Annotated in this window: 8 protein-coding genes and 1 pseudogene; 8 read left to right on the top strand and 1 reads right to left on the bottom strand. The window is 60.6% G+C overall.

Annotated elements, in window-relative coordinates; all coding sequences use genetic code 11:
- Nucleotides 1–451: 451 nt before the first annotated feature.
- Nucleotides 452–2,418, top strand: a pseudogene (locus ACFX5Q_RS34350) (AI-2E family transporter).
- 540 nt (nucleotides 2,419–2,958) lie between these two features.
- On the opposite strand, the gene ACFX5Q_RS34345 reads toward ACFX5Q_RS34350, so the two are convergent.
- Complete coding sequence (locus ACFX5Q_RS34345) at nucleotides 2,959–3,174, bottom strand: CsbD family protein (RefSeq protein WP_404284979.1); 216 nt, start codon at nucleotides 3,172–3,174, stop codon at nucleotides 2,959–2,961.
- 994 nt (nucleotides 3,175–4,168) lie between these two features.
- On the opposite strand from ACFX5Q_RS34345, the gene ACFX5Q_RS34340 reads away from it, so the two are divergent.
- The 7 genes from ACFX5Q_RS34340 (at nucleotide 4,169) to ACFX5Q_RS34310 (ending at nucleotide 10,407) form a co-directional block, all read left to right on the top strand.
- A complete protein-coding gene (locus ACFX5Q_RS34340) occupies nucleotides 4,169–5,371 on the top strand; it encodes an ABC transporter substrate-binding protein (protein WP_404284977.1) in 1,203 nt (400 codons plus the stop codon).
- Nucleotides 5,372–5,455: 84 nt separating this feature from the next.
- Nucleotides 5,456–6,322 (top strand): branched-chain amino acid ABC transporter permease, encoded by an 867-nt coding sequence (locus tag ACFX5Q_RS34335; RefSeq protein ID WP_404284975.1) that lies wholly within the window; start codon nucleotides 5,456–5,458, stop codon nucleotides 6,320–6,322.
- A gap of 7 nt (nucleotides 6,323–6,329) precedes the next feature.
- Entirely contained in the window at nucleotides 6,330–7,304 is a 975-nt protein-coding gene (locus ACFX5Q_RS34330; protein ID WP_404284974.1) for a branched-chain amino acid ABC transporter permease, read from the top strand.
- A gap of 3 nt (nucleotides 7,305–7,307) precedes the next feature.
- A complete protein-coding gene (locus ACFX5Q_RS34325; protein WP_404284972.1) occupies nucleotides 7,308–8,087 on the top strand; it encodes an ABC transporter ATP-binding protein in 780 nt (259 codons plus the stop codon).
- Nucleotides 8,084–8,806: an ABC transporter ATP-binding protein gene (locus tag ACFX5Q_RS34320; RefSeq protein WP_404284971.1), complete on the top strand. Its 723-nt coding sequence runs from the start codon at nucleotides 8,084–8,086 to the stop codon at nucleotides 8,804–8,806. Before ACFX5Q_RS34325 ends, ACFX5Q_RS34320 begins: the two co-directional genes overlap by 4 nt.
- Nucleotides 8,807–8,816: 10 nt before the next feature.
- Nucleotides 8,817–9,593 carry an aspartate/glutamate racemase family protein gene (locus ACFX5Q_RS34315; RefSeq protein ID WP_404284969.1) on the top strand — a complete coding sequence of 259 codons (777 nt, stop codon included), beginning with the start codon at nucleotides 8,817–8,819 and terminating at the stop codon, nucleotides 9,591–9,593.
- 106 nt (nucleotides 9,594–9,699) lie between these two features.
- Nucleotides 9,700–10,407, top strand: coding sequence for a GntR family transcriptional regulator (locus ACFX5Q_RS34310; protein ID WP_404284981.1), 708 nt, complete (start codon nucleotides 9,700–9,702; stop codon nucleotides 10,405–10,407).
- Nucleotides 10,408–11,420 lie beyond the last annotated feature (1,013 nt).

Raw genomic sequence — 11,420 nt, 5'->3', positions numbered from 1 at the left:
ACCAATCGACAACAGCAGGAGGGCGCCGATCCCAAGGATCTGCTCAATTGGCTTGCCGAGGGGTATCATAACCAATCAGCCTCAAGGCGGACGGTGTCTTGCCCGCGCATAGTCCGTGGCGGTTCCAGTTCACTCGGCCCGTGGCCCACAACTAGGCAACAACGAAGCCGCCGACAAGGGTGTGCGAGGGTTTACAGCTCCACATACAGTCTAGGGAAGACCACGGCATTGCCGAGCGTCACTTCGCCGAGGTGGACCGCATTGTACGCGGCTACTTGATCGCCGCGATGACATGGAGTTGCCCATGCGCGAGGAACCACCCGGGTGGCGTGCGAACCCTTCTGAGGCAGCACTATCCTGTGGAACGCAAACATTGCGCGTCGACTAAATATACCTGATCATGACCTTCGCAGGGTGGAGGCATCAAGTGGTGACTGGTCGTCGAAACGGCATGCAGCCGTCGGAGCCCGGGTTGCCGGGTATCCTTTCCGCGGCCGCGGCTCAACCGCGCATGTCGTTGCCCACCGTCGCGACCGTCGTGACGGCGGTTGCCGCCCTCTATTTCGGGCGCGAGGTTTTCCTGCCGATCGCATTCGCACTGCTGCTGACCTTTGCGCTTGCACCCGTCGTTTCCGCCCTCAAACGAGCCGGTATTCCCCGCCTTCCTGCGGTCATTGTCAGTGTGCTGGCTGCATTCGCAGCACTCGCTCTGTTCTCCTTCATTGTCGCCACGCAAGTCAGCGAGCTGGCGCAGAACATTCCGGTCTACCAGACAAACATCCTGACCAAGATCCGCTCGCTCAAGGAAACAGTGGTAGGAGGAGGGATCATTGCCAGACTGAGCGGGGTCATCGAGCGCGTCGGCCAGGAGATCGACCGGCAGGAACCGTCGCTGCCCGCCGCCGACAAGCCGAAGCGCGAGCCGGTGCCTGTCGAGATTATCGCGCGCGAAAGGCCGCTCCAGGTTCTTCAGAATCTGATCGGTCCGCTGATCAGCCCGCTGGCGTCCGCCGGACTGATCATCGTCGTCGTCATCTTCATGCTGCTCGAGCGCGAGGATTTGCGCGATCGTTTCATACGGCTTGTCGGCTATGGCGACCTGCACCGCACCACCGAGGCGCTTCAGGATGCCGGCAAGCGGGTCGGCCAATATCTGCTCATGCAATTGGTCGTGAACAGCGTCTACGCCATACCTATTGCGATCGGGCTGTGGATCCTCGGCATTCCCAATGCGCTGTTGTGGGGCCTGCTGGCGCTGACGCTGCGCTTCGTTCCCTATATCGGTCCGGTCATTGGCGCGCTGTTGCCTTTGTTCCTGGCGCTCGCCGTGGCACCTGGCTGGTCCCTCGTGCTGTGGACTGCCGGGCTGTTCGTGGTGATGGAGTTGGTCACCGGCAACGTCGTCGAGCCCTGGCTCTACGGCTCGCGGACGGGACTCTCGCCACTGGCCATCATTGTCGCGGCGATCTTCTGGACTTGGCTCTGGGGTCCGCTCGGCCTGGTCCTGTCGACGCCGCTCACCGTCTGTCTTGTCGTGCTTGGCAGGCACGTGCCGCAGTTCGAATTCCTCGACGTGCTGTTCGGCAACGAGCCCGTGCTTGACCCCCATGCCCGACTTTACCAGCGACTGCTGGCCGGCGATCCCGAGGAAGCCACCGACCACGCCGAGGAGATCCTAGAGGAGAAGTACCTGATCGAATTCTACGACAAGGTTGCCATCCCCGCCCTTCTGCTCGGCGAGCAGGACCGCGTCCGCGGCGTGATGGGTGACCAGCAACTCCGGCAAGTGGCCGTCAGCGCCCAGACGCTGGTGGCAAATCTCGACGACAGCGCCCAGGAGGAAGCGGCCGAGGAAGATGACCCGACCGCGGCCGAGGACGCGCGCGCGGATGCGGGAAAAGAGGCAGCCGGGGAGGGTGAGAACGCCATCGAGCTGCCGGACGGCACCGACATGTCGGTGCTTTGTACCGGCGGGCGGGGCGAACTCGACGATGCCGCCGCCGCCATGGTGGCGCAGGTGCTCGAAGTCCAGGGCGCGACCGTGTCGAAGGCGGCTTTTGCCGATATTAAGCCCGCCAGTATTCGCCGCCTTGACCTCGACGCTGTCGACACCGCCGTGGTCGGCTTCCTGAACCGGGATTCCGTCAAGCACGCTCGCTTTCTGGTTCGTCGATTGAAGCGCCAAGCCGGCGCTGCGGGTGGGGATCGTATTCTGGTCGGAGGCCGGCAACGACGACAAGGAGGCAGCCGCCAAGTTGGCCAATGACATCAATGCCGATTTCGTGGCACGGCATGGTCGACGCGGCGCTGGGCGCGCTGTCGAACGAGCCGCCGGTTGTGCTCAAACGCGCCGCCAAACGCCGCTTGCGTCGGCGACCGCCAGCCCGCAAGAAAGCGTCGCTTGCGGTTGCAAACTGAGCGTGGAGCAGGGCGAAATAGAGGCTGCACTGCCGCCGCTCTCTGCGTCGAAGGCTTGCCTGAAACCGATCGCTGCTTGGGAGCGTCGCCCTCGGCGTTCAAACGGAAGCTGATTGACGTGCGGGAGATGATTCACTCTGATTATTTTTAGTAACTTCAACGACTGTCCACACACTTTGTAACATTGTGGCGGACGATAAAATGAGCGTAAGGCGGTTATTTAAATGCCGCTTTATGCCTCCTGCGTGGTGAGCTTACCTCCGATCTTCAGTGTGAGACATTGCCCGCCATCAGACAGTCAGCGATGGCTTTCGACTACTTCGAGCGCCGAGTGCCTTCAATTTCTCGCAAAACTGGGCGTGCGGTTTGCTCATCGCCGCTTCGTTGCATTCCATCATCGTGTCCTGAAACGCCGGGACAAAAAACGGCATCACGGAACCGAACAACCTCTACCGAATTGAATCGCGTTCGCATTCGGGCCGATCACCTGCGGCCTTTCCATCGAGAAGCCAGCGACCGCGTTGGCCTCTCGAATCGCTGCTAGAGATTTTTCTTGATCACGGCGGCGGCCTTATCGGTGGCATCCTTTGCGGCGGCCTTCACGTCGCCGACGGCCTTTTGAACCTTGCCCTTTGCCTCCTGAATCTCGCCCTCTGCCCGCAGCCGGTCGTTTCCAACGGCCTTGCCCACGCCTTGCTTGATGTTGCCGGCAGCCTGGTTGGCGAGGCCCGCTGCCTTATCGCTCGTGCTTCCCATGGAATGCGCTCCTTGTGGTGGTGACTTGAACCCCAGAAACGCTGCTGTTGTTAGGAGGTTCCGGAGATGCAGGCCGCGGGCCACTTCACCGGGTAAGGTTGCGCATTCTCGGCGGGCATATCCTCGCTCGAAAGCCCGTATGGAGTTCAACTCTTCCGCACCTGCCACATCGGTCGCTGACCAGCGGCAGGTTCAACCCTCACTGCGTGTTCTTCTGTTGATCCATGTTTCATGGTTCGTTTTCCTCCGTTGGCTTGCGTTCGATGCAAGTTCCTCCGCTTCGATTTTCTTGGCATCGATCACGGTCTTGAAGGTGGGAGCGAACATCCTCCGAAGCGCGGTCCCCGTTAGCGATCAGTGCGCCCGTCTGGGAAAGTGAGGGCGGGTTCGAAGAATGCGCGCAATGAATAATGCGCGCCAGAGGGTCAAGTTCGATTTCGATGAAAAACCGGACCTCCGTCAGTCGGGTTCCCGGCGCTGATCGCGCTGCCGTGTTTCGGCCTGCTGAACGCGACCTGACATCATCCTCATCGAAGACGCAGGATCGGGCCCGAGCCTCATACGGCAATCGGGCGTTTGCGCGGAGGTGGTCGACAGCGAGGCGAATATACGCGGACAAAACGCAGGTTTGGCTCGCAGATCAGATCAGGGGTTTGTCTTGTGAAGCCCTCCGTTCAATGACTGAGTTCAGCCAGTCAGGGTCCATCTCTGGAACGGACGACAAGAGCAATTCCGTGCAGGGGTCGTACGGCGGCTGAAGAACGTGTTCTTTCTCGCCTTGCCTGACCACTTCGCCACGGTGAGCAGTTGAGTGGCCTTGCCCCTGCTGCAGCCAAAAAGCCAAGCCTGCAAAGCGTCCTCTTTATCGCTGCGGAGATTGTATACAAAAACAAAGAAAGATGTTGACAATCTTGTGATCTAGGTTTCCCCTAGGGTATCCGCGCAGCTGATGAGCAAAACACAAAGCGCGATAACCAGAAGGGGAAATGCCAGAATGATCAACCGACGCTCGACTCTCAAATCGATGGTGCTTGGCGCCGTCTCCGCTCTCGCTATGACCGCCGCGGGCATGCCGTCCGCGCAGGCCCAGAACAAGGAACTCAAGATCGGTTTCGTTGGCGTCACCAGCGGTCCGGCTGCCGCCTGGGGCACCTCGAACGTGCGTTCAATGCAGACGCGCGCCGCCTGGATCAACGAGACTGGCGGCGTCAAGATCGGTGACGCCACCTACGACATCAACATCGTCACCTTCGACGATCAGAAAGACCCTAAGCGCGCCATCGCCGGCATGGAGAAGATGGCGCAGGAAGGCATCCACTATGTGGTTGGGCCGAATGTCGATGACGGTGCTGCCGCCGTGCGTCCGGTCGCCGAGGCCAACGGCATCATCTATTTCCCTTACGCCTTCCCGAAGTCGCTCTACGAGAAGCCTGCTTCGAATGCCGTGCTCGGCATGATCGCCAACTATCAGTCTGGCCCGGCGATCTACAAATACCTCAAGGAAAACAAGGGCGTGAAGACGATAGCCTTCGTCGCCGCCAATGAATCGGATCCGTTGAGCCAGCGCGACGGCGGCGTCGAGGCGGCCAAGGCACTCGGCCTCGAGATCGTCGCCCAGAACGACACTTACCAGAACGATACCCGCGACTTCACGCCGGTGATCACGCCGATCGTTGCACTGAAGCCCGACCTGCTTGTGCTGTCCGGCGTCGCGCCAGCGAACGCGCCGTTGCTCATCCGTGCCGCCCGAGAGCTCGGTTTCGAGGGCCTGATCTCGACCGAAACGGCGCAGGACGCCAAGGTTCTGGAGGAAGGCGCCGGCGAGTACGCCAACGGCTTCATCTCCGTCGGTGGCGCCTCCACGCCGGAGATCGCCTCGGACGCGATGAAGGAATTCGTCGATCGCTACACCAAGATGTTCGGCGAATACAATGACGAGTCCAACACAAAGGTCTACGCGCTCGAATACATCATCGAGACGCTGAAGGCCAACCCGGCTGCGATCGACAATGTCGATGAGTTCAAGAAGACCATCGACACCTTCTCGGCGCCAAACCCCTACCTGAAGGGCGACGCCAAGCTGAGCTATGTCGGCACGACCTCCTTCGGCCAGAAGCGCCAGCTCGCGGTGCCTATGGTGGTCAACGAGTACAAGGACGGTGCCTTCCAGACCCTCTTCGTCGGCACGGTCGACTAGGGTTAGGTTCCAGCGGTTGTTTCCTCCCGCGTTGCCGGGGGCCCGGGGCATGTTTCCGGGTCCCTCGGAAGATCGAAGGCGTCCATGGAACAGGTCATCGCTAACGGATTCTACCTCGGCGCCCAATATGCGCTGATCGCATTGGGGCTCACACTCATCTTCGCCTTGATGAATGTCCTCAACTTTGCCCACGGGCAGATGTATGTGCTGGGCGGCTTCATCACCTACACAATATACGGCCAGCTCGGGCTGCCCTTCGTGGTCGCCCTGCTGGCGTCCGGCGTCACTCTCGCCGTCATCGGTGCGCTTATGGAGAAATATCTTTTCCGAACCGTCATCAAGCGAAGTCTGCGCGAGGAAAGCACAATGCTGCTGGCAGCTGCGACGGCCTTCTTCTTCGACGCCGTCATCCTGCTCATCTTCGGCGAAAAGCAGCGCGGCGTACCCAAGATCGTCAAAGGCGTTTTCAACGAGGGCGGCATCATCATGCCTTATGACCGTATGGTCGTCGGCGTGCTCGCACTGGTCTTCATTGCGGCCTTCGTCCTCTACATGCAGTACAGCAGGGTCGGGCGAGCCATGCGGGCGCTGGCCCAGGATCGGGTCGCCGCGCAATTGATGGGCGTCCACGTCGACCGCTATTCGATGATCGGCTTCGCCATAGGCGCCATGCTGGCCGGCATCGTCGGCGGCCTTTTGGTCACCATCACCGGCGTCAATTCCGGCATCGGTGGACCGATCTCGATCAAGGCCTTCATGATGGTGATGATCGGCGGTGCCGGCGTCGTCGGCGGTGCGATCGCCGGCGGCTTCATCCTCGGTATGATGGAGTCAGTCGGCCTCACCATGCTGCGCGAATATGGCGACGTCACTTACCTCGTCATCTTCGCCGCGCTGATGGTGTTCCTCTCAATCCGCCCCAACGGGCTAATGGGCAAGCCGTGGGGTTGATGGTGCCATGACGCGTAGCATGAAAATCGCCTCGGTTGCCGCCTTTCTGGCGATCGTCTTCGTCGCCGTGCCGGTTCTGATCTCGACGAGCGGTCGGACTGACCTTTTTTATACGTTCACCTCGGTGGCGCTGCTCAGCATCGCCAGTGCCGGCGTGTGGCTTACCTTCTACATTGGCCGAATTAACATCGGCCAGGGCGCCTATGCGCTGATGGGTGGCTACGTCTCGGCCATACTTGTGGTGACCCATGGCTGGTCGTTCTGGCCGACGCTGCCGGTCGCCGGTCTGTTCTGCGCGGCGGCAAGCGTCCTTATCGGCCTGCCGATCCTGCGCCTGCGCGGCGTCTACTTCGCCATGGTGACACTGGTGCTGACCGAGGTCGCGCGGCTTCTGGCTCTGGCGCTGCCGATCACCAACGGTGCCAAGGGCATGGTCAGCATCCCGCTGCCCGGGGCGCTGTCGGCCTTCGGCCTCACCATCATCCCGGATTTCGCCACCTTGCATAATCCTCGGCTGGCTTTCTACCTACTGGCGGTCGCGCTCATGGTGGTCTGCTTCGCGGTGGTGTACCGGCTGGTTCATTCGCGCGTCGGGAAGCTCTGCCAGTCGCTCCAGCAGAACGAGGAGCTGGCCTCGTCGATCGGCGTCAACATCGCCTATCTGCGCGTCATCGCCTATGCCGTCTCGTCCTTCTTTGGCGGCGTAGCCGGCGCGATCTTCGCCGCCATCTCGCAGTCGATCTATCCGTCGAGCTTCACGGTCATCGACTCTGTCAATTTCATGCTGAACTGCTTCCTCGGCGGGCTCGGCTACGTATTCGGACCGATGCTCGGCACGCTGGTGCTCTATTTCGGCTGGGACCTCCTGTTCCAGACCGGCCGGTTTCAGCTGCTGATCTACTCGACCTTGATGATCGTGCTGATGCTGTTCTTGCCCAATGGGCTACTCAGCCTCGCCGCCACGACCCGGAAGAAGGGGTGAGCCATGGCCGATCTGCTCGAAGTCTCGGCTCTGACGAAACGCTTCGGCGGTCTCGTCGCGGTCAACAATATTTCCTTCTCGGTGCGCGAGAAGGAGATTCTGTCGGTCATCGGTCCCAACGGAGCCGGCAAGTCCACACTTTTCAAGCTGATCTCGTCGTTCCTCAGGCCGACATCGGGCGAAGTGCGCTTAAAGGGCGAGCGCATCTCCGACCTCGCGCCGCACATCGCCGCGCGCAAAGGCGTCGTCCGGACGTTTCAGGAAACGACGATCTTTAGGAACATGAGTGTGCGCGAGAACGTCATCATCGCACACCATCTGCGCTCTAGGGCGAGCCTGCTCGGCTTCTTCCTCGGCACCGGCGCGGCCAAGGCCGACGAGGCAGCCTTCGGCATGTCGGCCGACGAGATTCTGGCGCTGCTTGGCCTCTCGTCGCTCGCCGGCGAGACCGCCCGAAACTTGCCGCATGGTCACTTGCGGGCGCTCGGCATTGCCATTGGCCTCGCCACGAACCCGTCGATCCTGCTGCTTGACGAACCTTTCGCCGGGATGAACCACGAAGAGACGATGAGAATGGTGGCGATGGTTAGACGGTTGCGCGAGCTCGGCCTCACCATCCTTCTGGTCGAGCACGACATGCCTGCCGTCATGAAGATTTCTGATCGCATCGTCGTCTTGAATTTCGGCGAGAAGATCGCAGAGGGAACGCCGGCGGAAATCCAGAATAACGACAAGGTGATCGAGGCTTATCTCGGCAGCGAAGACGAGGCTATCGGCCTATGAACCAGATCCTGAAATTCGCTAATGTCGAACTCTACTACGATCACGTCTACGCGCTGAAAGGCGTATCGCTGGAGGTCAACGAGGGCGAGACTGTCGCGCTGATCGGCGCCAACGGCGCCGGTAAGTCATCGATCCTTCGCGCCATCACCGGCCTGCGCAAGATCAAGTCCGGCGAGATCCACTACAGCGGCCGACGCATCGACGGTGCCGCCCCCGATGCCATCGTCAAGATGGGCATCGCCATGGTGCCGGAGGGACGCCGCGTCTTCCCCTACATGTCGGTCAAGGACAATCTGCTCATGGGCGCCTTCACCCGCTCCGACAAGGCCGAGATCGCCGCCTCGCTGGAGATGGTGCTCGGCCGCTTCCCCCGCCTCAAGGAGCGATATTCGCAAGCCGCCGGTACGATGAGCGGCGGCGAGCAGCAGATGCTGGTAATCGGCCGCGCGTTGATGGCCAAGCCGCGCCTGCTGCTGCTCGACGAGCCGTCGCTGGGCGTCGCGCCGAAGCTCGTCCAGGACATTGCCCGCTCGATCGTAGCGATCAATCGCGACGAGAAGGTCAGCGTTCTGCTGGTCGAGCAGAACTCCCGCATGGCGCTGCGCATTTCCCAACGCGCCTATGCTCTGACGACCGGCAGCGTCGCGCTGAATGGGAACTCCGCTGATTTGCTGACCGACGAACGGGTCAAGCATCTTTATCTCGGCGGCGAGATTTGAGGCTGATCGCATGCGCATACTCGTCATCAATCCCAACACGACCGCGTCGATGACCGCCAAAATCGGCAAGGTCGCAGCGAGCGTCGCTTCTGCCGGGACCGAAATCATTTCGGTGAACCCCGGCGACGGTCCGCCGAGCATCGAAGGCTATTTCGACGAAGTCTTCGCCATTCCTGGGATCATCGCCGAAATGAACAAGGCGGCGGCCGTCGACGCCTATGTCATCGCGTGTTTCGACGACACCGGGCTGGACGCGGCACGTTGCGCCGCCGAGGCGCCGGTCATCGGCATCGGCGAGGCCGCCTTCCACCTTGCCAGCCTGGTCGCCGGCAAGTTCAGTGTCGTGACGACGCTCGCCCGCTCCGTTCCAGCGATCGAGCACAATCTGGCGAAATACGGCCTCGCGTCGCGCTGCGCCAAAGTCAGGTCGTCGGAGGTTGCCGTGCTCGATCTCGAACTGCCGGGCTCGGACGCCAGCTGCAGAATCTCGGACGAGATCGCGCGCGCCATCAGCGAAGACAGGGCGGAGGCGATCGTTCTTGGCTGCGCGGGCATGGCCGATCTGGCAAGCAGCCTGTCACAGGAACACGGCGTTCCCGTACTCGACGGTGTCGCCTGCGCGGTCGCCTTGGCAGAGAGCTTGTTCAGAGTTGGTTTGCGGACGTCGAAAGTCGGCGGCTACGCTGCTCCCCGCGGCAAGCGGTTCTCGGGCATCTACGAATCGCTGTCCCCGGCCGGCGCTGCCGAAGCCGTTGTTTCGCCGAACGGGCCTGGCCTTACGAATTGAGGTCCTGTGTCCCGGGATTGACCGCCGCGCAAGCCATACTAGATTGCAGCGACCGTTAGGCGGTTTGGGATAGATCTGGCACGGTCGTGCCTGCGCGTTGAAGAGCATGCTGACAGTACTCAGGGAAGAAGACCGCGACGAAAAACCGGCAGCCCGCTGGTCGCCGATATACTATGGCCTGAGAGATGCCATTGTCAGCCATCGTCTCGCTCCTGGCACCAAGCTGCCGGAAGATGAGTTGGCGTCGATCTATTCGGTGAGCCGCACCGTCATTCGTGCCGCTTTGCAAGCTCTGGCTCATGACCGGTTGGCGCGGCTGGAGCCAAACCGCGGCGCCTTCGTGGCCCAGCCGTCGAAGGTGGAAGCGCGCGAGGTATTCGAGGCACGGGCGCTGATCGAACCCAAGGTGGCTTGGCTCGCCGCGAAGGCAGCAGTGTCATCCGACATTGCGCAGTTGCGGCGGCATCTCGAGAAGGAACATGAGGCGCTTCACGCCGGCCGGGACAGTGAGGCGATCATGCTGTCGGCACGTTTCCACGTCGGCATCGCCGAGATCGCCGCACACTCGGTGTACACCAACTTCGTTCGCGACCTTGTCTCTCATTCTTCTCTCATCATAGCGCTCTATTGGAAAAGGCGCGACGCGACCTGTGAGAAACACGCCCATCACGCGCTGGTCGATGCAATCGAAGCAGGGCGCAGTTCCCAAGCAGCCGAGCTGATGACCAGCCATCTGGTCGACCTCCTGTCGGGGCTCGACCTTACAGACAAAATAGAAAAATCAGACAACCTCTCGGATTTGCTTCGTCCGTAGAGCGGGAGCAATGCTGCACCCGAGCAGCCGCCGGTGGCCGGCACTGCTGCGCCAAGACCGCGTCCTTTGCAGCCATCTGTTGCTGCGAAGCGAATGTCGGTATCGGTGGTCGTGTGTCCACGCAACCAAGGTGTTTGCAATCATATGCCGTCAGCGTTGTTTTGCTTCCGACAACGCGACGCGTCGGCTGAGCCTCATTCGGAGTCCTCACTATTGGGTTCGCCACCGAACACGAGAACATACGAAGGAAATGGTTGGGCTAACCACCAGCTAACCGTTTGTTTTTGTTGCAAAGATGACGTCCCTCAGGGCCCACCATGACCGTTGATTTTGCAACGAAGAAATGCCCTAATTGGAGCGGTGACGGTACTTTTCGAGTCGGCTTGGGCGCGCCGTCGAACGCCGCAAAGTGCAAAAAATCGCCCGATTGGTCCCGATAGTTGGTGAAACCTCAAGATATTTTTCGCGGCGATTTTCCCTTTAAAATCAAAAGCGTAATTTTTTGACGGCCCATGGGTCGGCGTTGTGCGTCACAAATAAGAAAAAACCCAGCTAGATCAATGACCTAGCTGGGTTAGAAACAATCGAGTGGGAGTGAGGGATACAAACGGCGGCGTTAGCGTAGTTTCGGTGGCGACTTTCGCTGTCTTCGTGTCCGTATCTCACTTCCCGCTGAACTGGCATTCTCCATCTCCGATCTGGCAAGTCCGATCTGCGCCCATGTCCCCTATGAAGTAAAGACCTTTCAAAAAGGGAGAGGGCTATGGCGTAGAACGGCGTGCACAAAGGCGGGTCTGCTTTGCGCCTCATGTCGGTCGTAGAGACAACTTTTGTCGATTCCTGAAAGCAGATGAGGTGGATGGCTCCCGCTCCCGGCATCACAGTGCCACAGTGGGTTTGCTGTCAGGCAACCCGAGCTAAGGAGCCATCCGCCATGCAGATTACCACCGTGGGCCTTGATCTGGCCAAGCGCATTTTTCAAGTTCACGCCGTCGACGCGTCTGGAGACGTTG

This window comes from Mesorhizobium sp. IMUNJ 23033 (assembly GCF_044778005.1).
Taxonomy (GTDB): domain Bacteria; phylum Pseudomonadota; class Alphaproteobacteria; order Rhizobiales; family Rhizobiaceae; genus Mesorhizobium; species Mesorhizobium amorphae_A.
This window is presented reverse-complemented; position numbering and strand designations above follow the sequence as displayed.